Source organism: Clostridium sp., assembly GCF_022482905.1.
Lineage (GTDB): Bacteria > Bacillota > Clostridia > Clostridiales > Clostridiaceae > Clostridium_B.
Map to the genome: position 1 here is coordinate 1,033,059 of NZ_JAKVOI010000001.1, position 24,709 is coordinate 1,057,767.

26 protein-coding genes and 1 riboswitch are annotated in these 24,709 nt (G+C 33.6%); of the genes, 20 read left to right on the top strand and 6 right to left on the bottom strand.

Features of this window, described 5'->3' with window-relative positions; all coding sequences use genetic code 11:
* Window positions 1–47 precede the first annotated feature (47 nt).
* Window positions 48–1,058, bottom strand: coding sequence for a ketoacyl-ACP synthase III (locus LKE46_RS05175; RefSeq protein ID WP_291719061.1), 1,011 nt, complete (start codon window positions 1,056–1,058; stop codon window positions 48–50).
* A 175-nt stretch (window positions 1,059–1,233) separates the two neighbouring features.
* On the opposite strand from LKE46_RS05175, the gene LKE46_RS05180 reads away from it, so the two are divergent.
* Window positions 1,234–2,766, top strand: a complete 1,533-nt coding sequence (locus tag LKE46_RS05180) for a methyl-accepting chemotaxis protein (RefSeq protein ID WP_291719062.1) — start codon at window positions 1,234–1,236, stop codon at window positions 2,764–2,766.
* A gap of 546 nt (window positions 2,767–3,312) precedes the next feature.
* Here LKE46_RS05180 and LKE46_RS05185 read toward each other — a convergent pair.
* Complete coding sequence (locus tag LKE46_RS05185) at window positions 3,313–3,648, bottom strand: helix-turn-helix domain-containing protein (protein WP_291719063.1); 336 nt, start codon at window positions 3,646–3,648, stop codon at window positions 3,313–3,315.
* 257 nt (window positions 3,649–3,905) lie between these two features.
* Between LKE46_RS05185 and LKE46_RS05190 the strand changes: the two genes are divergently transcribed.
* The 5 genes from LKE46_RS05190 (at window position 3,906) to LKE46_RS05210 (ending at window position 9,367) form a co-directional block, all read left to right on the top strand.
* Window positions 3,906–5,594, top strand: coding sequence for a bifunctional diguanylate cyclase/phosphodiesterase (locus tag LKE46_RS05190; RefSeq protein ID WP_291719064.1), 1,689 nt, complete (start codon window positions 3,906–3,908; stop codon window positions 5,592–5,594).
* A 20-nt stretch (window positions 5,595–5,614) separates the two neighbouring features.
* The gene (locus LKE46_RS05195) at window positions 5,615–6,859 is read left to right on the top strand and encodes a methyl-accepting chemotaxis protein (RefSeq protein WP_291719065.1); all 1,245 of its coding nucleotides are present in this window, start codon (window positions 5,615–5,617) and stop codon (window positions 6,857–6,859) included.
* 90 nt (window positions 6,860–6,949) lie between these two features.
* Complete coding sequence (locus LKE46_RS05200; RefSeq protein WP_291719066.1) at window positions 6,950–7,888, top strand: ketopantoate reductase family protein; 939 nt, start codon at window positions 6,950–6,952, stop codon at window positions 7,886–7,888.
* A gap of 32 nt (window positions 7,889–7,920) precedes the next feature.
* Complete coding sequence (locus tag LKE46_RS05205) at window positions 7,921–8,814, top strand: MBL fold metallo-hydrolase (RefSeq protein WP_291719067.1); 894 nt, start codon at window positions 7,921–7,923, stop codon at window positions 8,812–8,814.
* A gap of 34 nt (window positions 8,815–8,848) precedes the next feature.
* Complete coding sequence (locus LKE46_RS05210; protein ID WP_291719070.1) at window positions 8,849–9,367, top strand: GNAT family N-acetyltransferase; 519 nt, start codon at window positions 8,849–8,851, stop codon at window positions 9,365–9,367.
* 96 nt (window positions 9,368–9,463) lie between these two features.
* Here LKE46_RS05210 and LKE46_RS05215 read toward each other — a convergent pair whose 3' ends face one another.
* Entirely contained in the window at window positions 9,464–9,739 is a 276-nt protein-coding gene (locus tag LKE46_RS05215; protein ID WP_291719072.1) for a DUF2196 domain-containing protein, read from the bottom strand.
* Between the two features lie 237 nt (window positions 9,740–9,976).
* Window positions 9,977–10,086: riboswitch (SAM riboswitch) on the top strand.
* A 246-nt stretch (window positions 10,087–10,332) separates the two neighbouring features.
* Between LKE46_RS05215 and LKE46_RS05220 the strand changes: the two genes are divergently transcribed.
* From LKE46_RS05220 to LKE46_RS05235, 4 genes are read left to right on the top strand one after another with little or no spacing between them, the layout of a single operon-like run.
* Window positions 10,333–11,388, top strand: a complete 1,056-nt coding sequence (locus LKE46_RS05220; protein ID WP_291719074.1) for a sulfate ABC transporter substrate-binding protein — start codon at window positions 10,333–10,335, stop codon at window positions 11,386–11,388.
* Between the two features lie 32 nt (window positions 11,389–11,420).
* Window positions 11,421–12,239: a sulfate ABC transporter permease subunit CysT gene (cysT, locus tag LKE46_RS05225; protein ID WP_291719076.1), complete on the top strand. Its 819-nt coding sequence runs from the start codon at window positions 11,421–11,423 to the stop codon at window positions 12,237–12,239.
* An 11-nt stretch (window positions 12,240–12,250) separates the two neighbouring features.
* Window positions 12,251–13,078: a sulfate ABC transporter permease subunit CysW gene (cysW, locus tag LKE46_RS05230; protein WP_291738341.1), complete on the top strand. Its 828-nt coding sequence runs from the start codon at window positions 12,251–12,253 to the stop codon at window positions 13,076–13,078.
* A gap of 2 nt (window positions 13,079–13,080) precedes the next feature.
* The gene (locus LKE46_RS05235; protein WP_291725575.1) at window positions 13,081–14,139 is read left to right on the top strand and encodes a sulfate/molybdate ABC transporter ATP-binding protein; all 1,059 of its coding nucleotides are present in this window, start codon (window positions 13,081–13,083) and stop codon (window positions 14,137–14,139) included.
* A 64-nt stretch (window positions 14,140–14,203) separates the two neighbouring features.
* Here the strand turns inward: LKE46_RS05235 and LKE46_RS05240 are convergent, their stop codons facing one another.
* Window positions 14,204–14,680: a peroxiredoxin gene (locus tag LKE46_RS05240; RefSeq protein ID WP_291719078.1), complete on the bottom strand. Its 477-nt coding sequence runs from the start codon at window positions 14,678–14,680 to the stop codon at window positions 14,204–14,206.
* 144 nt (window positions 14,681–14,824) lie between these two features.
* On the opposite strand from LKE46_RS05240, the gene LKE46_RS05245 reads away from it, so the two are divergent.
* The 6 genes from LKE46_RS05245 (at window position 14,825) to LKE46_RS05270 (ending at window position 18,539) form a co-directional block, all read left to right on the top strand.
* Window positions 14,825–16,243 (top strand): amino acid permease, encoded by a 1,419-nt coding sequence (locus LKE46_RS05245; protein ID WP_291719080.1) that lies wholly within the window; start codon window positions 14,825–14,827, stop codon window positions 16,241–16,243.
* Window positions 16,244–16,309: 66 nt separating this feature from the next.
* Window positions 16,310–16,516 carry a DUF1657 domain-containing protein gene (locus LKE46_RS05250; protein WP_291719082.1) on the top strand — a complete coding sequence of 69 codons (207 nt, stop codon included), beginning with the start codon at window positions 16,310–16,312 and terminating at the stop codon, window positions 16,514–16,516.
* Between the two features lie 14 nt (window positions 16,517–16,530).
* Window positions 16,531–17,391 carry a DUF421 domain-containing protein gene (locus LKE46_RS05255; RefSeq protein ID WP_291719084.1) on the top strand — a complete coding sequence of 287 codons (861 nt, stop codon included), beginning with the start codon at window positions 16,531–16,533 and terminating at the stop codon, window positions 17,389–17,391.
* Window positions 17,392–17,429: 38 nt separating this feature from the next.
* Window positions 17,430–17,630: a DUF1657 domain-containing protein gene (locus tag LKE46_RS05260; protein WP_291719086.1), complete on the top strand. Its 201-nt coding sequence runs from the start codon at window positions 17,430–17,432 to the stop codon at window positions 17,628–17,630.
* A gap of 168 nt (window positions 17,631–17,798) precedes the next feature.
* The gene (locus LKE46_RS05265; RefSeq protein WP_291719088.1) at window positions 17,799–18,224 is read left to right on the top strand and encodes a flavodoxin; all 426 of its coding nucleotides are present in this window, start codon (window positions 17,799–17,801) and stop codon (window positions 18,222–18,224) included.
* A 120-nt stretch (window positions 18,225–18,344) separates the two neighbouring features.
* The gene (locus LKE46_RS05270) at window positions 18,345–18,539 is read left to right on the top strand and encodes a hypothetical protein (protein WP_291719090.1); all 195 of its coding nucleotides are present in this window, start codon (window positions 18,345–18,347) and stop codon (window positions 18,537–18,539) included.
* A 130-nt stretch (window positions 18,540–18,669) separates the two neighbouring features.
* Here LKE46_RS05270 and LKE46_RS05275 read toward each other — a convergent pair whose 3' ends face one another.
* Window positions 18,670–18,990, bottom strand: coding sequence for a rhodanese-like domain-containing protein (locus tag LKE46_RS05275; protein WP_291719092.1), 321 nt, complete (start codon window positions 18,988–18,990; stop codon window positions 18,670–18,672).
* Between the two features lie 154 nt (window positions 18,991–19,144).
* On the opposite strand from LKE46_RS05275, the gene LKE46_RS05280 reads away from it, so the two are divergent.
* Window positions 19,145–20,020, top strand: a complete 876-nt coding sequence (locus LKE46_RS05280) for a cation diffusion facilitator family transporter (protein WP_291719094.1) — start codon at window positions 19,145–19,147, stop codon at window positions 20,018–20,020.
* Window positions 20,021–20,045: 25 nt separating this feature from the next.
* Here the strand turns inward: LKE46_RS05280 and LKE46_RS05285 are convergent, their stop codons facing one another.
* Window positions 20,046–21,740 (bottom strand): M3 family oligoendopeptidase, encoded by a 1,695-nt coding sequence (locus LKE46_RS05285; RefSeq protein WP_291719096.1) that lies wholly within the window; start codon window positions 21,738–21,740, stop codon window positions 20,046–20,048.
* Between the two features lie 174 nt (window positions 21,741–21,914).
* Here LKE46_RS05285 and LKE46_RS05290 point away from each other — a divergent pair, with 174 nt between their 5' ends.
* The 3 genes from LKE46_RS05290 (at window position 21,915) to LKE46_RS05300 (ending at window position 24,702) form a co-directional block, all read left to right on the top strand.
* Window positions 21,915–22,646: an ABC transporter ATP-binding protein gene (locus LKE46_RS05290; RefSeq protein WP_291719097.1), complete on the top strand. Its 732-nt coding sequence runs from the start codon at window positions 21,915–21,917 to the stop codon at window positions 22,644–22,646.
* Window positions 22,639–23,808, top strand: coding sequence for an ABC transporter permease (locus LKE46_RS05295; RefSeq protein WP_291719100.1), 1,170 nt, complete (start codon window positions 22,639–22,641; stop codon window positions 23,806–23,808). The genes LKE46_RS05290 and LKE46_RS05295 overlap by 8 nt, the downstream gene beginning before the upstream one ends.
* A gap of 156 nt (window positions 23,809–23,964) precedes the next feature.
* The gene (locus tag LKE46_RS05300) at window positions 23,965–24,702 is read left to right on the top strand and encodes a LytR/AlgR family response regulator transcription factor (protein ID WP_291719102.1); all 738 of its coding nucleotides are present in this window, start codon (window positions 23,965–23,967) and stop codon (window positions 24,700–24,702) included.
* Window positions 24,703–24,709 lie beyond the last annotated feature (7 nt).

Consider the following 24,709-nt stretch of genomic DNA (forward strand, 5'->3'; position numbering starts at 1 on the left):
GGGGTATTTTAAAACACCTCTTCTAGTCTTGTGAAAGGTTTTGTCTACTAGAATTGATAAAGCAGTGAACACATTGCCACACCTGCACCAACGGAACAGAATACTGCTTTTGAATTTTCCTTTATTTTTTTGTTTTGAATAGTTTCGTGCAGTGCAAACATAGGACTTGTTGTTCCGGTGTAGCCATATTTGTCACCTATGTATGTAAATTTGTCCCAATAATTTTTAATATTAAGCAATTTTGCAGTTTCCATTATAAACTGTTTTGAGTATTGAGATAAAAAGAAGTATTCAATTTCATCTGTAGAAAAATTGTATGTGGATTCAAATTCATATATTGCCTTGCTCCATTCCAAAGCAAAAAAATCAAGGTGAAAAGGGGTCCACTGCTGTTTTTTATCGTATTCGCTTGTTGAGTTGAGTCGGGCTTTGGTAAGGCCGCAGCTTGGTGAAACAATTGTATTGTAGTATTCGGATTTTGTACAGTATTTTGAATCCAGTACTCCTCTTTGAATATCTTCTTCGACACATTCAAGAACTACTGCCGCACCGCCATCTCCGGAAGCTGGATAGGTATATTTGCAATCGCTTCTGGCAATTGAAGATACTAGCAAGCCGCCTGCCACGAGCGCATATTTTATATTTTTACTTGTCTTCATATAACGACTTATTTGATCCATTGCAACTATCATTCCGACACAATTAGAGTTCAGGTCATATACAGTATGCGCATTTGATGCTTTTAGTTCGTGGTTTATCATAACGGCATTGGAAGGAGACAAATATTCAGGTGTATCTGAAGAAAATACTATGGCGTCAAGCTGATTTGCAGATATACCGGCATTTTGAAGTGCTTTTTTCGAGGCCTCTATTGACATGGTTAATGCATTTTCCCTATCGTTGTCAACTAGATACCTTTCTTTCCTGCCCAGGTTGTCAAGAAAATTGGTTATATCCTTTCCAAATTTTTTAAAATGCTTGATATAATAATCATTGTAAACTTTTTTAGAAGGGTGGTATATGCCTGTCCCTATAATATTAACGTTTTTGTACTTCAATATGAGATTCCTCCTTGATATATATTAGCATAGCTGCTGGGTATGATTGTAAGATTAAAACAATTAATTTAATAAAAAAGTTAATATAACTAAAATTTATGTTATAATATAACATATTATAGCATAAATTTTAAAATTAGACTAAATTATTTAAATATACTTTTGGAGGTGTAAGATGGAAAATAAAGAAAGTAGTATATTGAGTTTTAACAAAAAAACTCTTAAATTTGTATTGATTATATATTCTATAAGCTGCCTTTTGTCACTTATGTTTTTTTATGGCTTAAAAATATTTGGATTAAATACAAGCATAACAACAAATTCTTTGATTACATTATGTTTTCTTGTCATAGTTTATTCATTAATATTTTTTAAATGCTACAGAGCTACGGTGAAAAAAGATAAATTCAACGAAAGGGCTTTTAAGATTACGAAGCTTGTAGTTTTATTCATAACTTATTTTCACTATATGTTTTTAAATTTTACTATGAACTTGAATGAGATGTGGCTTACAATTTTTTTCTTCGTAATTTTGGGAGCACTGTTTTTTGATATAAAAATGATTGTTTCTTCCATAATATTGAGCATATTATGTCAGGCGGTATTGTTTGTAAGCAGACCATCAATTTTACCGGGCGGGCGAATGATGCTTGCTGAAATGAGTATGAGAATAGTTGCTATAGTATTGATACTATCTGGAATATTTATGATCGTATATTTTTCAGCTAAATTGTTGAAGGAAATTACTGAAAAGGAAGCCCGAATTAGAGATGAAAATAAAAAAATGGCAAATGTATTTAAAAACATATCTGAGTTTTCAAACACTATTTTAGCATCCAGTGAAAGCTTGAGTGCGGTTATAGAGGAACAGACAAGTTCTCTTCAGGAGGTCTCGGGAGCAAGTAATAATGCAGCTAATGAATCAGAAGAAATACTCAATAAATCAAATAAGAATAAACACATACTGGATACTCTGCTGGGTGCAAATGAAGTCGTTGCAGAAAAAGCCAAAGCCAGTGAAACAAAGATAAAAGGATTTATTGATGCTACGGATAAAAATCAAAAATCACTAAATGATACAATTTCAATTATTACAGATATAAAAAATAGTATAGATGAAACATTTAATTCTACAAGGGAGCTTGAGAAAAAATCAAGCAAGGTAGACGAAATATTGAATCTTATAGGAAGAATATCTGAAGATACCAATCTTCTGGCACTCAATGCATCAATAGAGGCTGCTAGAGCAGGCAAATATGGAAATGGTTTTGCAGTTGTAGCTGAAGAAATAAGAAAACTTGCAGAAAATACAAAAAAATCACTTGAAGAAGTAGTGCAAATAGTGGAAGATCTTAAGAATAACATTTATGTAGTTGAACATCAAATGACTTCCAATACTGAAAAATCTAAAATGGGAAATAATCTGATCAATAACACTAATAAGAGTTTAAATGAAATGATTCTGAATTTAAAATCCTTTAGCGATGATATTGTAGATATAAGCACTGCATCCAATACTCTTTTAACGGAAACCAAAAATGTAGTTAAATTTAATGAGGAGGTCTCCGGTGTTACAGAAAATACGATATCAAAGTATAAGACTGTAACGGATGAAATAGGACAAAGTGCTGCTGCAAGTGAAGAAATTGAAGCAAATATAAATGAACTTAGAAATGTTGCAGTAGATATGAACAAGCTTATTAAATGATGAAGATAATTTATATAAATTAGAAAAAAGCCTTTATACATCTATTCTATTTTGTAAAAATAGAATAGCCTGTAATAAAGGCCTAATTCAAATGTTTCTTGTTTTTTCTGTTTGAAGGAGAAGTTTTTTCTCGGACTTCAAAGCATTCAGCTAAACATTCATCAATAATATCAGGAGTTATCAAAACAGGTTCTTTATCATGAAATTTATTCAATTGTTTCACCGCCTTTCATATATTAGCTTTATTATATACTTATAATACAGATCTGTCAATTGGAGCTTTATTAAAATTTAAAAATATTTTATAATGAAATTTTAAAAGAATTAATATATGGAATTTTCTCATAATTTTAATTAAAGTCAAATATAACAAAGAATTGGCTTATAAAAGTCAATGAAAATACTATGCTGTTATTATAATTTAATTTACATAATTAACGACAGAATTATAAAGTACACATTTATTTAACATATTTTTGTTAAGATTCAGTTAATTCTATAGATTAGTTTTAATAAAATTATAGCTGCCAATTTAAAACTGGCAAACTAATTATTTTCCTGTTCTTCAATCAATATATCAAGAAATCTGGAAATAAATCGTATGTTTTTATCACTGCATTTATTGAGTTTTTTAGCAATTTCATCCTTTATATATTCCCTTGATACATATATTGAATCCAATAATACCAAATCAGGGGTTACCTGCAAACTATTACATATCTTTAAAAGTGTCTCAATACTTGGAATAGACCTATTTCTTTCAATATTGCTTATGTAATTGTTTGAAAGACCTGTCATTTCGGCCAGCTGTTCCTGGGTAATATCATTGTCTTTGCGGATTGATCTAATTCTTTCACCTAATTTTTTATAATTTATTTCCATATGCACCACCTAATCTGACTTTAATAATTTTTTAAATAATATATAACAAATTAGAAGTGTATAATACACTTGTAATTGTAAAAAAAATTGTATATACTTAAAATATATATAATAAAATGTAAAAAGAGGAAGAATTGTGACATGGTTTAACTGGCAAAAAACGTATTTTATATTTATAAAATATGTTATATAATATATATTATGTTTTTTATGTTATACTTAAAAGACATTGCCTTTTAAAGGGAGGTGAGGTTTAATTGAATATAAAAAAGAAGTATGAATTTGTCCTAAATAATCTCAATGAAGTAATTGTAGAGTGGAACTCACAAAAAAATAAATTCTATTACTCTAATAATTGGAAAAATATTACAGGATATGATGTATATGATAAGAAAAATTTTTTTAATGAATTAAAAAATATCATTTTACCTGAAGATATATATATACTGGATAATACTTTGATGGAATATATGGAAAAAGATCTTGATTATTTTAACTGTGAATACAGGATAAGGACTAAAGATGGAAAAATAAAATGGATTTTGCATAAAGGTAAAAAAGTAAATAATAGTGATAAAAGTTGTAGTGTGACGATAAATTATATATCAGATATTACATACAAGAAAGTGTATGAAGATGAAATAAGATATCTTGCTTATTATGATACTACAACCAATTTGCCTAATAAGCTATTTCTGATAAAGAAATTAAATGAATATTTAAGTAAATTCAATCTAGTGCCTAATTTTAAAATGTCCTTGATTGTAGTTGATGTTGATAAATTCAAAACAATAGATAATATATACGGCAGTGAATTGGGAGACAGTTTGTTAAAAAAAGTTGCAGAAACTTTACAAATACAGTTAAAAGAAAATGATATCCTATCCAGTCTTGATAGAGACAAGTTTGCTATTTTAGTTACTGATTTCAAGGAAGTAGATGACATAGAATCCAGAGTTGAAAAATTTCTAAAAATGTTTGATAAAATAATTGAAATTGACAATAAAAAATTATATATAACTGTGAGCATAGGTATATCATTTTATTTTAAAAATATAAAAGATGCCGGTGAGATGCTCAAGATGTCTGACATAGCACTTTTAAATTCCAAGAAAAGTGGTAAAAATAGCTATTCGATTTATAGTGAGAGTATGAATAATAATCTTGCAGACAGAGTGAAAATTGAGATTGAATTGAAAGAGGCTATAGCAAAAAAAGAGTTTGTGTTATATTATCAACCTCAAATTGATACGAATATTAGTCAAATTTACGGGGTGGAAGCTTTATTAAGGTGGAATCATCCTCAACGGGGAATTATATCACCGGGATACTTTATAGATATTGCCGAACAAAATGGCATGATAAATGAAATTGGAAAACTTGTATTGTATGAAGCCTGTAGTCAGTTTAAAGAATTGGATAGTTTAGGATATGGAAATATTCATATGTCAGTAAATATATCAGAAAATCAATTGGAAGACGATTCTTTTTTAAAGTTTGTGGAGCATGTATTAGACAAAACAGAAGTAACCCCAAATTGTCTTTGTTTCGAAATAACGGAAAGGATACTTATGAATCCGGCAAAAAAGGTGCTGGACACTCTTTTCAAGTTCAAGGATATGGGCATAAAAATATTTGTTGATGATTTTGGAATAAAGTATTCTTCATTAAGCTATCTGACATATCTTCCTCTGGATGGAATTAAAATAGACAAATCATTTATTGATGAAATTGAAAGTTCCAGTAAAGCTCTTATAATTCTCAAAAATATTGTAAATCTAGCACATGAACTAAATCTTGAAATTGTGGCAGAAGGAGTTGAAACTAAAGGGCAGTTGGGCTATTTAAAGAATATAGCCTGCAGTAAGATACAGGGATTCATATTTAGCAGACCGCTTTCTTTTGACAAATTAGCTGAAAAATTAAAGTATGAACAGTTTAAATAATAAGGTTGGGTGAATTTTTTATGAAGGTAAAAACAGAATTGACTATAAGTTTTTTAATCATGATGTCATTTATTGCAGGTATTGGAATTGTAGGAATTACTACGTTTCCCTATAAGGATGTCATAACAACAATATTGATAATAACAGGAATAGTTGCAGCGTTGCTTTTTAGCTTTATTATACCGAGAAAGATAAATAAATACATTTTTAAAGTAGTAGATATATCTAAAAGTCTGGCCAATTTTGATTTCACAGGTGAACACGAAATTGAAACAAACAACGAATTTGCTCAAATATTTGAAGCTCTGAAAAAAGCACAGTCGAATATTAGAGAACTTATAAAGACGATTGGAGAAAATTCACAGAATATAAGTTCTTCGAGCCAGGAACTTTCCGCAATTTCAGAAGAATTATCTGCAAAAGTTATGAATATAGACGAGAGTGTGGCAAATATAACTTCAGGAATTGAGGAAAGAAGTGCCACAGCGGAAGAAATAACAGCATCCATTGAAGAAGTTGAGTCAAGTATCAATGAATTATCGGGAAGGGCTGTGGATGGCAGTAATAATGCGAGTAACTCAAAGGAGAAGTCAACTGCTTCCCGGATAAGAGGGAAAAAGGCTGTAGAAAAGGTAAGAAGCATGTATTCAGAGAAGAGAAAGAAGATGCTTCAATCCATTGAGGATGGGAAAATAGTGGCCAGCATAAGTACTATGGCTGATACCATAGCTGGTATAGCTGAACAGATAAATCTTCTTTCGTTAAATGCGGCTATTGAATCTGCGAGAGCCGGAGAACATGGAAAAGGATTTGCAGTAGTTGCAGATGAGGTGGGTAAACTTGCGGAGCAGTCTTCAGGTGCAGTAATTAATATTAAGGATACCATAACAAAAGTTCAAACTGCATTTTTTAATCTTTCACAGGAGAGCAGGGATATATTGAAGTTTGTAAATGAGGATGTACATAGTGAGTTTGAGAAATTCATGCAAATCAGTACAGAATACTATAATGATTCTGAATTTTTAAGCAAGATGTCCGAGGAAATGGCATCCATGGCAGAAGAACTTACAGCTACAATAAATCAGGTAAGTGAAGCTGTTCAAAATATGGCAAATACTTCACAGAAGTCTTCAGAGCATGCTGAAGCAATAAAGTCCAATATAGATGAAACTACCAAGGCTGTAGAACAGGTAGCACAGTCGGCTGCGGAGCAGGCGGTTGTTGCCCAGAAATTGAATGGCATGGTAATGAAATTCAAAATATAATTATAGAAAATCCAATTTCATTCTGTGAAATTGGATTTTCTATATGATAAAATAGTAAATAGTATATTGCTTTAAGAAAGGAAGAATTTCATGAAGACCATAAAGAGAATATCATCAATAGGACTCGGTGCAATAGGCTGTGCCTATAACAGCAAATTATACGATTTAAATCCGGAAGGATTGAGAGTTATAGCAGGAGGTGAAAGAGCTGATAGATATAGAAGGGATGGATTTATAATAAATGGGAAGCGCTATGACTTCATGTATGTGGACCCCAAAGACAGATGTGAACCGGCAGATTTGATTATTGTTTCAGTGAAGGCAAATCAATTGAAACAAGCTGTTGAGGATATAAAAAATCATGTAGGAGATAATACTATAATAATATCTCTCATGAATGGTATTACAAGTGAAAAAATAATAGGAAGCAAGTATGGAATGGACAAGATGCTTTATGCACTTTGTATAGCCATTGATGGAAACCGTAGAGGTAGTCACATCGAATTTTCAAGTTACGGAAGTATAGCTTTTGGAGAAGAGAATAATAGATATCATTCAGAAAAAGTAAAGGCTGTGGAGGATCTTTTTGAAAGAGCAGGGATTCAATATGAAATTCCTGAGGATATGAAAAAATCAATGTGGTACAAATTTATGATAAATGTTGGAATAAACCAGACATCAGCAGTACTTGGAGCAACTTATGGATTGTTCCAGAATAATGACAATGCAAGAAAATTTATGGAATCTGCCATGTGGGAAGTAATAAGATTGTCTCAAAAAGCTGGAGCCAATTTAAATGGAAATGATATCAAAAAGTGGTATGAAGTACTGGACACAATGCCTAAAGACAGCGGGACATCCATGTTTCAGGACATCAAATATGGAAGGGATACCGAGGTTGATATGTTTGCTGGTACTGTATGTGAATTGGGGGAGAAATACAATGTGGACACTCCGGTAAATAATACACTTTTAAATATAATAAAAGTAATTGAGAAGACTAAAGTACTGGCTTGTAAAGATTATTAATATAAAATTTAGTAGTGGATTTGGAGATAATTATGTTGGTAGATAATATAAGAGGTAATACATTTTACCTTGATACGGGAATATCAGATGTATCTTTTTACAAAATTGATGACAATGAAATTATAATGCTTGATTCGGGAATGGCTCACGGTGGAAGAAATATAATAGATGAATTTCTTAAAAAAAGCGGATACAAGGTTGCCGGCATAATATGTACACATGCACATATAGACCATGTAGGAAATAATACATATTTGAAGGAAAAATACGGATGTTATGTTGCCATGCCATATTATGAAGCATTTACCTGCAGCTCGGTAGTTGGACTAAAGGTTTACTATGGTTCATTGACATTATCTGAAGTTGAAAAACATTTTGGACATATGGTATGTAAAACCGATATTATGATTTCCGACAGTCAAAATTCAGTGTCCTTATGCGGTGTGGAATTTAAAGTTGTGCATACTCCGGGGCACAGTCCAGGGCATATATGCATTGTTACACCGGATGATGTAGGATATCTGGGAGATGCCCTTATAAGCCATGATGTTATGAAAAGTGCCAAAATGCCATATGCCTATATGCTGAAGCAGGATCTGGAAAGCAAAATGAAGCTTTATGATTTACACTGCAGCGATTATATATTGTCACATAAAGGTGTATATGATAATATTACGGGGCTTATAGAGGATAATATATACTTTTATAAAAATAGAGCCATGAATATATTAAGAAATATGGATGGAGCCATGAAATTGGAGGATATTTTCAGTACTGTTGTAAAAGACTTTAATATTCCTATAAACAGCATCTATAAATATAATGTAATAGAGAGGATGCTGGTTTCATATCTTGAGTATCTTGAAGAGGTGGGACTTATAAAGCAGGATGTATATGATAAAGAACTCAAGTATTCGAGAATTTAATTTGTATTAATTTTAATTACAGATTGGAGCGGCGATGACGTATAAAATTTATGATTTTGATGATTGTGAAATTAAAACAATTGGAACTGATGATATAAATATTATATCTGAATTTTGTAGAAGGTGCAGTGATTATTATGTAATGCATGGAGGAATTGAAGCTTCAAGGAGAGATGTTGAGGAAATATTTGAAGAGTTGCCGCCAGGTAAAGATTATGGAGATAAATTTGTTTTTGGAATATTTAAGAATAATAAACAGCTTGTAGGTATTGTTGACATTGTGAAGGATTTTCCTGTTTCCACACAGTGGATGCTTGGATTAATGCTTATTGATCCAATGGAAAGAGGTAGAGGTCTTGGCAGAATGGTACATTTTAGATTAACAGAATGGGCGGTCAATCTTGGGGCTGGGTCCTTTAGAATTGGTGTTATCGATAAGAATGTCAAGGGAATTGGTTTCTGGAAGAGTTTGGGTTACAGAGAAATAAGGAAGGGAAAAATTCAGTTAAAAGATAAGACAAATCAATTGTATGTAATGGTGCTCAATTTATAGATGAAATAGTGAGAGAGGCGGAGGGACTTGGTCCTATTGTGCCCGCCAACGATGAAAAGCGGATATAAATTTATGGCGGCACTGTTTATACAATATCTAAGTCCGCTTTCCATATATAATTTTGCCGTTTCTAACCAGGTATACAACCCTCCCTATGCTTACCCTTCCATCATTGGATTTTATTTCAACTTTTATTCCTCTTGGATGATCATGTTTTGTAAGTTTACGAACAACAACTCCAAAAGTTAAATCTTCTATTTTAGATGCAGATCTCTGCATTGACTTTTCACAGATATATACTGTATCACCTATATTGATGGAATTTACAAGTTTACATTCATTAGATCTGTCTTTAAAATAATCTTTTTCCATATGTATTCACCTCAGCTCAGCTATACTTATTTTCATATTAAGATAAGTATAGCAGACTTGGGGATGAAATGATATTATTTTAAGATATGAGGCTTATGGTGGTGCTTTGTTTCCAATCTTAAACAACAAAATATCATCTTTCATGCGTTTGCCCTGAAGAAAATTTAAGTTTTTCTTGACAAAAAATTATAAACACTATATTATAATAGATAAATTGCAAATAATTAAATATTTAATTTCTTATCAAGAGAGGCGGAGGGACTGGCCCTATGATGCCCGGCAACCTGGATGTATATTATATATGTTCAATGGTGCCAATTCCAGCAGGAATACCTGAAAGATGAGAAGCAAAGGAACATCAAACTTCCTATGGTTTCTCCATAGGGAGTTTTTAATTTATAGTCTTTAGTGGAAGTAAAGAACATACTTCTTACCTAAATGAAAGAAAGCACAGTGAGGAGGAAAACAAGTGCATAAACTATGTACTAAGTCAAAATACTTGAACTCTAATAAGTATTTTGACTTAATGGGAATTTTTAATTTATAGTGTAAAAAACTTTACACTAACCAAAAAAGATTTAGGGGGAATTTTTATGAAAAAATTTAAGTTTGGTATTTTGATTTCACTAATAAGTATTTTTATATTGTCATCTTTTACAGGATGCGGCAGTAAAAGCGATACAAGCAGTGACAAGTCAGCAGAAAGTAAAAAACCAGTTGAACTGTTGAACGTTTCTTATGATCCTACAAGAGAATTGTATGAAGAATATAATAAAGCTTTTGCAAAGTACTGGAAAGAAAAAAGTGGTCAGGATGTTACTATAAAACAGTCGCATGGAGGTTCAGGAAAACAGGGAAGATCAATTATAGAGGGACAGGAAGCTGATGTTGCAACGCTTGCCCTTGCATATGATATAGATGCAATTCAGAAGGCAGATTTAATTAATGAAGGCTGGCAGAAAAAATTTAAGGATAATAGCTCGCCTTATACGTCAACCATAGTATTTCTTGTTAGAAAAGGAAATCCTAAAAATATAAAGGACTGGGATGATCTCACAAAAAAAGGTGTATCAATAGTAACTCCAAATCCTAAAACATCAGGCGGTGCCAGATGGAATTATCTTGCAGCCTGGGGATATGCTTTAAAGAAAAACAATAATGATCAGGCGAAAGCAAAAGAATTTGTGAAAAATTTATATGCAAATGTTGCAGTGCTGGATTCAGGTGCAAGAGGTGCAACCACTACCTTTGTTGAAAGAGGAGTTGGAGATGTACTCATAGCCTGGGAAAATGAGGCTTTTCTATCAGTGAAAGAATTGGGAAAAGATAAGTTCGATATAGTTGTGCCTTCAGTAAGTATACTTGCAGAACCACCTGTAGCAGTAGTTGACAAGGTAGTGGATAAAAAAGGTACGAGAAAAGTTGCAGAAGCATATTTGAATTACCTGTACTCTAAAGAAGGACAGGAAATAGCTGCAAAGAACTACTACCGCCCGAGAGACAAAGAAATTGCCAAAAAATATGAAAGCCAATTTCCGAAGATAAATTTGTTTACAATAGATGATGTATTTGGAGGATGGGCTAAGGCACAGAAAACCCATTTTGATGATGGTGGAACTTTTGATCAGATATATCAACCTAAAAAGTAATAAGTTAGGTAAAAATAGGGAGGATACATGAGATGGCTAGAAAGACAAGAGTTATTCCGGGATTTAATATATCTATGGGATTAGCTGTTTTATATTTAAGTTTGATAGTTCTAATTCCACTCAGTACAATATTGATTCAGACGTCAAAAATGGGATTTGATGAATTCCTGAAAGTTGTTACAAATCCAAGGGTAGTTGCATCGTATAAAATAAGCTTTGGCTGTGCATTTATAGCAGCTTCCATAAATACCATATTTGGGTTGATTATTTCCTGGGTACTGGTAAGATATGATTTCCACTTCAAGAGATTTATTGATGGATGTATAGACCTGCCATTTGCTCTCCCTACAGCTGTTGCAGGTATTTCACTTACGACACTTTACTCAAAAAACGGATGGATTGGTTCTTTTCTTTCCAAGTTTGGCATAGAGGGATCATTTTCTACATTTGGAATCACTGTGGCATTGGTATTTATAGGTATACCATTTGTTGTGCGTACAGTTCAGCCTGTTCTTGAAGATCTGGATTCAAGTATAGAAGAAGCAGCTTCGACTCTTGGTGCATCCAGGATACAGATATTTTTCAAAGTAATACTTCCACAACTCCTTGCTCCACTTTTAACGGGATTTTCACTTGCTTTTGCAAGAGGTATAGGAGAATATGGTTCTGTTGTATTTATAGCAGGAAACAAGCCGATGAAGACAGAGATAGCTCCACTTTTAATAATGACCAAGCTTGAGCAGTTTGATTATTCGGGAGCTACAGCTATAGCCCTGATTATGCTTGTATTTTCATTTTTCATGCTGTTTGTTATAAATTTAATTCAATGGAAATCCAATAAGTATGCATAGGAGTGATAAAGTTGAAAAATAGAAATTATTCTGGATCTGGTGCTGTTAAATTTCTACTCATAGCAATAACAATAATATTTTTATTTATAATGCTTGGAATGCCATTGATACTCATACTGATGGAGGCCTTTAAAAAAGGTAAAGATGCATATATTATGGCTATTACAGAGGAAAATACTGTTTCAGCCATAAAACTTACTTTAATAGCTTCAGGTATTGCAGTTCTTTTAAATACTGTATTTGGTATAATAATGGCTTTTGCCGTATCAAAATTTAAATTCAAAGGCAGAAATTTTTTAATAACATTGATAGATCTTCCATTTGCTATTTCACCGGTTATAGCAGGACTTATATATGTGCTGACTTTTGGAAGAGGAGGTTTATTTTACAACTTTTTATTCCAGAATGATATTAAGATAATTTTCGCACTGCCGGGGATAATTTTGGCTACGATATTTGTTACATTCCCCTTTGTATCCAGGGAGATAATACCACTGATGATTACACAGGGAACTGATGAGGAAGAAGCAGCAGCCTCCATGGGGGCAAATTTATGGACAATATTCAGAAAAATAACGCTGCCAAATATAAAATGGGGACTGCTTTATGGAATAGTGCTGTGCAGTGCCCGTGCAATAGGTGAATTTGGAGCCGTTTCAGTAGTTTCCGGACATATAAGGGGTGAGACGAATACTCTTCCGCTTCATGTGGAAATATTGTATAATGAATATCAGTTTTCGGCATCTTTTGCAGTATCATCTATTTTGGTGTTTATAGCCATAATTATATTGATTCTGAGAAATATTATTGAGTGGAAAGCAAAAAAAGAGGTGAAATAGAGATGTATGTTCAAGTTAAAAATCTTAACAAGAAATTTGGAAGTTATGACGCTTCAAAAAATATATCATTCGAAATAGACAAAGGTAAATTAGTAGCCCTTCTTGGACCCAGTGGAAGTGGAAAAACTACGATACTTCGCATAATTGCAGGACTTGAGACTGCCGACAGTGGTGAAGTTTATATCGACGGAAAACTGGTAAACAATATACCTTCAGGTAAAAGGGGAATAGGATTTGTTTTTCAGAACTATGCCCTTTTCAGGAATATGACCGTTTATCAGAATATAGCATTTGGACTTTCCATAAAAAAAGCCGACAAAAAATATATAAAGCAGAGAGTCAATGAATTAATAGAACTTATAGGGCTTAAAGGACTGGAAAACAGATATCCAAGTCAGTTGTCCGGTGGACAGAAACAGAGAGTTGCTTTTGCAAGGGCACTTGCTCCAAAGCCACAGCTTCTTCTTCTGGATGAGCCTTTTGCAGCTATTGATGCTAAAGTAAGAAAAGAACTTAGGACATGGCTCAGACAGATGATACACAAACTTGAAATAACAAGTATTTTTGTAACTCATGATCAGGAAGAGGCAGTAGAGGTAGCAGATGAAATTATTGTAACCAATTTAGGAAGTATTGAACAAATTGGAAAAGCGGTTGACATATACAAAAATCCAAACACGACCTTTGTAGCAAAATTTATTGGTCAATCAAATGTCATTGAGAGTATTAATGAATTCAGGGCATTCAAGGATATTAAAGAGGGCAATGAATTTGTTATAAGACCTGAATTTGTTGAAATAGGTAAAAAAGGAGAAATACAATGTGAACTTGCCTGTGATAAAGGTGTTGTTACTGATATTTCTTTTGCAGGTTCCAATTGGATTGTAAGTGTTAAATTAGGAAATGTAGAAATTACAGGATTCCGTTCACTTGAAAAAGAGAGTTTAAATGTAGGCGAGGAAGTATTGGTACTTGTATATAGATTGTATGTATTTAAAGGTAATAAAGTAGAAATTATTGAAAATAAATTGAAAACCGATACTACATCGGCATATATATAAAAATTTTAGTTATGATGCTTGCAGATTATATACGCTTTGCAAGCATCAATAATTTTTTGAAAGGTTATTTTACAGCTATCTGCAAGCCTGACAAAGTTTGTATGATTTCATTTATGTCAGGCAATTGTGCCGGCTGATATACCTTCACCCATCTTACTATTCCAGTTTCATCTATTATTATATTGGCTCTTTTTGATATACCTTCTTTTTCTACAAATAAGCCGTAGTCCTGGGTAACCTTTCCATGGGGCCAGAAATCGGAAAGAAGCTTCAGATTCTCCAGTGCAAGTGCAGTTGCCCAGGCTTTTTTTGAAGGCTGGGCATCGACGCTTATCCCGAATGGAACAGTATTCAATTCTTGAAAGGTATTCCATTTGTTTTCAAGTTCTCTCATTTGATCCGTACAAACGGGTGTCCAGGCAAGAGGATGCCAGGAAAGCAATATATTTTTACCTCTATACTCTGATAATTTTACAAATTGTCCAAGATTGTCCTCCAATGAAAAATCTGGAGCTGTATCTCCTACAGAAATTAATTTCATAATTTTACCGCCTCCTTGTTCAAATATAGTATTTCGCATGATTCTATATTTATTCCGCAAATTCAATTCAAAAAGTCAAAGAATTTATTTTCTGTAATTCACACATACTATCTAAAAGTATATTAACCTGAGGTGGTATGTAAAATGAAAGACAAACGTAGAGGGTTATCTGTATGGCAGCTTGTAACCATGGCACTGGGAACTATAATCGGGGGATCTTTTTTTATTGGCTCGTCTGTAGCCATACGTTCAGCTGGACCTGCAATTGTAATATCATATGTGCTAGGTGGAATTTTGGTATATTTCATCCTTTCTGCACTTTCTGAAATGATAAAAGATGATCCATCTTCCGGATCATTTAGAAGTTTTACTGCAAAAGCCTTTGGAGCCGGTACTGGATTTGTCGTGGGCTGGGTTTACTGGACGGGAATGATTCTCGCCATGTCAAGTGAAGTTGCAGCCCTCTTTATTATATTTCACACCTGGATACCTTATGTACCGATTATTTTATTTGGGACTGTAACAATTGTTGGAATTACACTTCTTAATTTACTTGGAGCCGATAAATTGAGCAGGATTGAGAGTGGATTGGTTGTTTTTAAGCTGTTTGCAATAGTGTCCTTCATAGTTATTGGAACATTTTTGATTTCAGAATTAATACCAAAAAATCCAGAAGCATTGTTGGGAAAACTCACAGGTAGATCAATTTTTCCAAATGGAATAAAGGGCATTGCAGGAAGCATGCTTACGGTAATGTTTGCTTATGCCGGCTTTGAAATAATAGGTCTGGCATATTCTGAAACGGATAATCCAAAGGAAACAATTCCCAAAGCATCTTTATATACTGTAATCAGTCTTGTTGGACTATATGTAGTCTCGGCTGTGGTAATTACAATGTTGATCCCCACGGGATCACTCAATGAAAATGTGAGTCCTATGGTTTCGGCACTTGACAGGTGGGGCATAAGCTGGGCCGGGAATGTTATAAGCCTGATAATGTTTACTGCAGTACTTTCAACCATGCTGGCAGGTATGTTTGGTCTTGGTAGAATGGTTCGTTCTCTTGCGGATGAAGGATATACTCCGGTGATATTAAAGGACAGAAAAAATGTTCCCTACAGGGGAATAATTTTTTCAGGATTGTCCATGTTCATTGGACTTGTAATTGGTCTTCTGTTTCCTAAAGTCTATTTGTTTTTAATAAGTTCGGGAGGCTTTGCGCTGATGTTTACGTATGCAGCCATAGTTGCCTCACAAATCCGCATGCAGAAAAAGAAAAGAGAAAAATATACATATGCTTCATGGTTTACACTAGTTGTCCTTATTTGTGTTATTTGCAGCATGCCGTTTGTACAGGGACAGTTTGCCGGACTTGTGGCAGGATCTCTGATTGTTTTATTGTATTCATTGATATACGTATCAATGAGATATTATGAAAATGTAAAAAAATTAAAATATCAAGATATGAAGAATAGTAATATAAATTTGTTTACAGAATTTTCTAAAGAACTTGGGAAGAACGAGGAAAAGCAAAAGCACAATAATCATAGAAATGAGAAATAATTTAAATAATATTTTTATGTAAATTGGGTAATAATAATCTCAGCGATATGTTAGGAGTTGATGATTATGACAGTAGGTTCAGAAGTAAAGCAGACATTGGCTAATTTAAGGGGAATCGAAAGTACGTTGAGAATCTATTCCATTCAAAGTGGAAATAAACAAGAAATAAATGCTTATAAAGAAGCTCTCAAAACAACAGAGACAGTAACCAAAAATATAGAGAGTAGATTGAAGGATATACAACTTGAAGAACCTCAATATAAGAAAAACTAGAGGTGAAAAACATTATGGAAGGTTTGGGAATATTAATTTTAAGAGTTGTAATTTTATTTTTTTTAACTTTGGTATTAATAAGGTTGATTGAAAAAGGAAATATATCAGAAGCAGCACCCTTTAAACTGGTAAGTTACATTGTAGTCTCTGTTATTGCAGCAGTACTTTCCTTGGGCTTGATATCCAATATAACGGCGGGATTTGTTGTATTTGCTATATGGGTGGTACTCTCTCTTGTTGTGGATTATGCATCCTTGAAGGTTAAATGGATATATGATCTTATAAATGGGAAAGAAACCATTCTGATAAAGAATGGAAAGGTCATGGAAGAGAACTTGAAGAAAATAAGATACACCGGTGATGATTTACTGAGAGAACTGCGGTCAAAAAATATTTTTAATCTGTCAGATGTTGAGTTTGCCATAATGGAATCCACAGGAGATATAAATGCACTTTTAAAATCAGACAAAAAGCCAGTTACTCCCCATGACCTGCAGAGAGAGGTTGCACCGCTGTCTCAGCCTGAAACGGTAATACTTGATGGGAAAATACTTGACGGTGCTTTGACAAATAGAGGGTTAAACCGTGAATGGCTCAGAGTACAACTATCAAATCTAGGTGTGCTTCTTGAAAATGTATTTATTGGCCAGGTGGATTCTTCAGGAGACTTGTTTGTGGATACATTCGATGATTCAATGGAGATAATCCAGCCTAAAGTCAAAGAACTGCTTTATGCAAGTATGGCAAAAGTCCAGTCCGATCTTTTTGCCTTCTCGCTTCAAACTGAAAATCCTGAGGCGAAAAAAATGTATTCAAACAACGCCAATACAGTAAAAAGAATGATGGATAAACTTGAACCATATTTATTAAGATAGATGAAATTTTATATATTATTTGAAGGGAGGTGAAAAATATGACAGTAGGAACACAAATGCAGCAGGTCATAGCTGGAGTTCAATCAGCGGCTGCATCAATGAAGACTTTTGCACTGCAGACAGAAGATCAAACTGCAAAACAAGACTTTCAGCAGCTTGCCAAAACCTTTGAAGATGCACTTCAGGTTTTGAATGGAAGGTTGAAGTACATTCAGGAACAGGAAGTTCAGTACAGATAGTAGAGAGATGATTTAACATATAATACTTAGATAAATACTATGCATTTGTTTCCTGCATAGTATTTATTTATATATTTGTGATAATTTGTTGACAAAGTATAAATATATTGTTATCATATACATGAAAATGAAAATCATTATCATGTATATGAAAGGATGTAGATAATTATGGCAAATATAAACATAGTATATTGGAGTGGAACAGGAAACACAGAAAAAATGGCAAATTTGATTAGTCAGGGTGCAACTGAAAGTGGACATTCAGTAAAGTTGATAAATGTTTCAGAAGCATCTGAAGAAGATGTAAATACAGCAGATGTATTGGTACTCGGATCACCTGCCATGGGAGACGAAGTTATTGAGGAATCGGAAATGGAGCCATTTGTAGATTCCATAACTGATAAGCTCAAAGGAAAGAAGGTTGCTTTATTCGGGTCGTATGGATGGGGAGACGGACAGTGGATGAGGAGCTGGCAGGAAAGAATTGAAGATGCAGGAGCAACTTTGGTTGATGAAGGTTTGATTGTCAATGAAGCTCCGGAAGGCGAAGATGAAACTAAGTGCATAGAATTTGGAAAATCACTAATTAAATAATTTATATGGAAGTTCATACTACACAAGATAGTATGAACTTTTAAATTGCAATAATTTTGTAAAGAGTTTATAATAATTATTATAAGATAATTATTATAAACTAATATAGAAGGTGTTCATATGTCAAAAATTAAAGTTTGCAAGCATACTTTGAATTACACGGATTTAGTTAAAACCATGGCTGATAATGGAATTAAATTTAAAACTAAAGATTGTCTCCATAAATGTTCAAAATGTCATAAAAAAATTTTGCTTAAAAAAGGTAATAAATATATATCTGCGAAAAATATAGAAAATTTAATGGAGAAGCTGTAGGCTAAAGAATAAATATTGAAATGTTTTAAAAGCAGCATTACAGTTATTATAAGTATATTATGAAGAACTTGGAGTATAATAAATATTGACAACCGCACCTGTAAAATACAGATGCGGTTTGTATGAAAAACTATTTTTTAAGTTCATATTTCCAGTTATAGATTCCACCAAAATTATAAATACTCTTAAATCCCAATTTGTTCAATATATCACAGGCATTTGAAGCTCTTATGCCGCTTCTGCAATAAACTACAATATCTGTATTGAAATTTATATCCATCTTTTTAATGATATTTTCGAATTCTTGAAGAGGAATATTCTTACTTCCGGGGATATGTCCTTCAGAATATTCTTCAGGGGTTCTGACATCAATTAAAAGGAAATTATATTTACGGTCAAGCAATTTTTTCAGTCTGTGTCCTGATATTTCTTTAAAAGATGAACCATCCATCAATAATTACCTCCAATAGATTCTGACATTTTATAATAGATTTTATACTATCATAGTTATATAGTATGATTTATAGTTCAAGATTGACGTACTCATACGTAATATATATTAAACAAATTTATATGCTATTAAGGCATTTTAAAGGAGCATTACTATGAATGAAGAATATGAAAAACTTGAAATTGCAGAAAAAGGAGCCCGTCTTAGCATTGCTGCATATATTTTCTTGTCTATTTTCAAACTTTCAATGGGGTATTTCTTTAATTCAAAAGCACTTTTGGCGGATGGAATCAATAATTCCACAGATATAATTGCATCAGTTGCAATATTTATAGGTTTGAAAATATCTAGGAAACCTGCCGATGAGGATCATGCTTACGGGCATTTGAGAGCACAGACGGTATCATCTCTTGTTGCATCAATTATAATGGCGGCGGTGGGTATTGACGTTCTCTACAATGCAATTCATTCCACCATATATTTTAGAGAAGAATCACCTGATATGATTACAGCTGGAGTTGCTTCAGCCTGTGCTGTAATCATATATTTTGTATATAGGTATAACAGAAATATAGCTCTTAAAATCAACAGTTTATCATTGATGGCTACGGCAAAAGACAATCTTTCAGATTCCTGGGTCAGCATTGGTGCGGCCATTGGAATTACAGCATCTCAATTTGGGTATCCGTGGATAGATCCATTGGCTGCAGCAGTAGTTGGAATACTGATAATTAAAACTGGTATTGAGATATTCAAAGAATCCGCAAATAATTTAACAGATGGATTCGACAGTAGAAAACTTGACAATATAGTATACAAAATAGAGAGTACAGAAGGAGTAGAAAGTGTAAAAAATATAAAGGCCAGAGTACACGGAAACAATATTCTGCTTGATATAATTATAGGGGTTAATTCCAGATTAACTGTATCGGAGAGTCATAAAATAACCGAGAAGATAGAAAAAAAACTCAATGAAGAATGTGGTATAGAATATGTCATAATACACGTAGAACCCAGCTTTACAATATAGGTCCTGATTTTCAGGACCTATAAAATTAAAGAATTCTGTCATCTATTGAGTTTAACCATTCATTTACCGGATTTATAGTTGCATTTATACAGCCACTTTCAAAGGGAGATTTCAAATCTGAATAGTTTACCAGTTCCAAAAATGACTTAGTTCCACCTGCTTTACAGAGCTTTAGATAATCCTTCCAGGTGTTCTCTCTGTTCTCATTAGATTTCTTCCAGAATTGCAGTGCACATATCTGTGCAAGAGTATAATCTATATAGTAAAAAGGAACGTTGAATATATGTGATTGCTGGAACCACCAGCATCCTCTTTCAAGGAAATCACAGCCTTCATAGTTTTTGTGGGGTAGATATTTTTTTTCGATTTTTCTCCATGCATGTTTTCTCTCTTCCGGTGTAAGTTCAGGATTTTCATACATGCAGTGTTGAAATTCATCTACAGCAACTCCATAAGGTATGAATTTTATTGCGCTGCTTAAATGTGCAAATCTATATTTATCAGCATCTTCCTCGAAAAATAAATCCATCCAGGGCCATGTAAAAAACTCCATGCTCATCGAGTGTATTTCACAGCTCTCATAGGTTGGAAAATTACACTCAGGTATTTCTATCCATCTTGAAGAATAAACCTGGAAAGCATGACCTGCTTCATGAGTCAGTACATCAACATCTCCGGAAGTGCCGTTGAAATTTGAAAATATAAAAGGAGCTTTGTAGTCGGGTATATAAGTACAGTATCCGCCTCCGGCTTTTCCAGGTTTGGTTACAAGATCCATAAGATTGCAGTCCACCATGAATTTAAAGAATTCTTTTGTTTCAGGAGACAATTCCGAGTACATTCTTTTGGCATTTGCAATTATCCATTTTGAATCTCCCTTGGGTTTTGCATTTCCTGTAATAAATTCGAAATTTTCATCATAATAAGTCAAGTTCTGAATGCCTAACCTCTTTTTTTGTCGTTCATAGAGCTTTGAAGCCGCAGGAACAATATAATCCTGGACTTGTTTTCTAAAATCAGATACCATATGTGAATTGTAGTCGCTTCTCATCATTCTTATGTAACCAAGGTCTACAAAACTTTTAAATCCAAGCTTTTGTGCTATCCTGGTTCTGACTTTTACCAGCTCATCATATATTCTGTCAATTTCACCTTCATTCTCTGAAAAAAACTTGTATTTGGCATCGGAAGCATTTCTCCTAAGCTGCCTGTCTTTGCTTTGTATAAAAGGAGTCAAACCTGAAAGATTCCTGTCTTCACCCTGAAAGTGTATTTGGGCTGACGCTATTAATTTTGTATAATCTGAAGAAAGCTTGTTTTCCTGCTGGAGTTCACCTATTATTTCAGGTGAAAAAGCTTTGAGGGAGAATTCTGCTAAAGTAAAGAACTGCCTGCCAAATTTCTTTTCAAGGTCATTCCTGAAATTGGAATTTACCATTACTCTGAAAAACGTGGAATTAAGCTCGTCATATAGGGGCGTATACTTATCCCAGTAACTCTGTTCCCCATCATAGAATTTATTCTTTGTATCTATGCTGTGCCTTATTTCAGTTAAGGTAGACATGGTTTGTATGTGATTCCTGATTTTGTTTATATCTTTAATATATTCATACTGTTTTTCAGCGCTATTGGCATTTTCCACGTGCTTTACAAGGGATATAATTGATTTCCTGATACTATCATAATCCGGTCTCTCATATTTAAATTCATCAAAGTTCATCTAAAGTGCCTCCAATACTTTTTAATCACTATACATTATAAAATAAATCCTGTGATATAAAAAGACTTATGTATAATATTTACAAATTATCTATATTAAACTTGCAATTAAACTATAAGGCTGATTCCATATGCTATAATAAAATATAGATTATACAGATAAGGAGATGATGAGATGCTTGAAATAAAGAATGTGACTAAAATATTCAAAGATGTGAAAGCTGTGAGTGGGTTGTCCTTTAATGTAAATGAAGGTGAGATAGTAGGCCTCCTTGGAGAAAATGGTGCTGGAAAAACTACGACTTTAAGAATGATTTCCACGATGTTGAAGCCAAGTGAGGGAACTATAACAGTAAACGGATATGACTCAGCTGAGGATTCAGCAAAAGTTAGAGGAGAGATAGGTATCCTGTTTGGAGGCGAGGTGGGAATTTATGATAGATTGTCTGCAAGAGAAAATATGGGATATTTTGGAAGATTGTATGGAATGACTGAAGAAGAAATAGACAAGAAAATAGATGAGCTTACAAAGGAACTTAAAATGGAAGAGTATATAGACAGAAAAGCAGGAAAGTTTTCAAGAGGCATGAAGCAGAAAGTGTCAATAGCACGCGCCATAATACATTCTCCAAGTGTAATGCTTTTTGATGAGCCTAGTACCGGACTGGACGTTTCGGCAGCAAGGGTGATACATGAATTTATTTTGAAATGCAAGATTGAAAATAAGATAATTCTTCTGTCATCTCATTCAATGACAGAAGTTGAAAAGCTGTGTGACAGGGTTGTGATAATACATAAGGGAGTACTTGTAGAGAAAGGTACTATCCAGCAATTGAAGAAGAAATACAATAATGATGATCTTGAAGATGTATTTATAGAACTGATAGGTGGTGAAGTCCATGAATAACTTCTGGGTAATTCTAAAGAAAGAACTTGTAGATATATTCAGAGACAGGAAGACATTGATATTTACCATACTTCTGCCTATTATAATGTACCCGGCAATGTTCAAGATAATAGATTTGACTATGAGAAATACTATCGACTCAGTTCAGAAGAGTATAACCATTGCCTACAGGGGAAATGAAAGTTCTTCAGTTTACAAAATGCTCAAAAATATGAAAAATATAAAAATAGATAATAACGGAAAAGATACTGACAAATTGAACAAAGGTAAAATATCTCTCATAGTCGATGTACCCGAAGACTTCGACTCAAAGGTTGCAGGTGAAAATAAAACCGATATAAAAGTAATATATGATGAAACTTCAAATAAATCCTCCATGGCCTCTTCCATGATAAAGGAAGCCTTCAGCAATTACAGCAAGTCGATAGTTGATGGAAGACTCAGGGCAAAGGGAATAAGCACCGAAGTATTGACTCCATTTGAAGTAAAGGAGGAAACTGTCGGAAAACAGGACAGCAATTCCATAGGAATTCAAATACTCAATATTCTTCCCACCATACTGATTATATTCATGATAAGTCCCACTATAGGAATAGCGGCGGATCTTGTGGCAGGAGAAAAGGAAAGAGGCACTTTCGAACCACTTCTGTCTACATCTGCAGGAAGGATGTCAATATTTTGGGGAAAACTCATCGCCATATCATCTGTGGCATTTATTACACTTATAGTCACTCTGGCTTCAATGATAGGGTCAATGCTCTATATATTCTCGGGTGGAGGGAAAATAGGTATATCCATAGGTGCGTTTGCCATTATAGGGATAATTTCACTGTTTGTACTTGTAGCACTAAGTGCTGTAGAAATATCCATAAGTATATTTGCACGTTCCATGAAGGAGGCAAATACTTATCTTGGAGGTTTTATAGTTCCGGTAATGATACTTACGTATATACCATTTATGATGGATGCAAAGAGTATAGGATTCCTGTTCTTCAATATACCGATAGTAAATGCCGTTGTAGTTATGAAGGAAGCTATTGCAGGTGTATTCAATCCAGTACATATTTCAGTAGTGCTGGGATGGCATATTGTATATGTAGCAGCGGCGGTATTTCTGGCGAAATTTATGTTTTCCAAGGAAGAAGTTGTATTTAGATCTTGACAAAAGGGGGCTGTTTTATGACAGCTCTTTTTTATATTTACTGCATATATAATAAATTGAAATTTATTGTTTTATTAGGTAGAATTAAGGTATAAATACTTAAAGAAGACTGTTTAGCATAATTTGTCTATTACTTAACAATAAAGGGGGGACATTATGGTAAATGTATTGGTTGTAGAAGATGAAAAAGTGGAGAGGGAGACTCTTGCGAGGATGATATGTGAAGCCGGCAGGAACATAAAAGTATGGGGAGCCGAGAGCAAATACAGTGCACTGGATATATCAAGGAAAACACCAATAGACTTTTTCTATATAGATATTGCCTTGAAAAATTCTTCCGGAATGGATCTTGCCCTGGAATTGAGGTGTATGGAAAGGTACAAACTCAGCTGGATAATTTTTGTTACATCAAATGTGAATTACATGCTTGATGCATTCAAGAAAACCCACTGCTATGATTATGTAATCAAACCGTATGACAAGGACAAGGTAATTGAAATGACGAAGCTTCTTATTGCAGGAAGCTATGAAAAGAGTGTAGGCAAAAAAGTAGACAAGCATGTCTCCTTCAGTATTTCTGCGGATATAAGCGTGAGAATAAAGGTGGAGGATATAGTATTTATTGCAGTAAATCTCAGGTTGATGACAATATATACCAGAGACAGAAATTACAAGATTAGGAAGATGTCACTAAAGAAAGTGCTTGATATGGTAGATTGCCGAGATATAATACAGACACACAGGGCCTATGCAGTAAATATAAATTTTATAAGCAGCATACAGAAAATATCAAACAAATCCTGGGAGATAAGCTTTGGCTGCTGCGGCGAAAAGGCATTCCTGAGCTATAACTTCAAAGACGAAGTTATGAAGAAGGTTGGCATATATGCATGAACATACT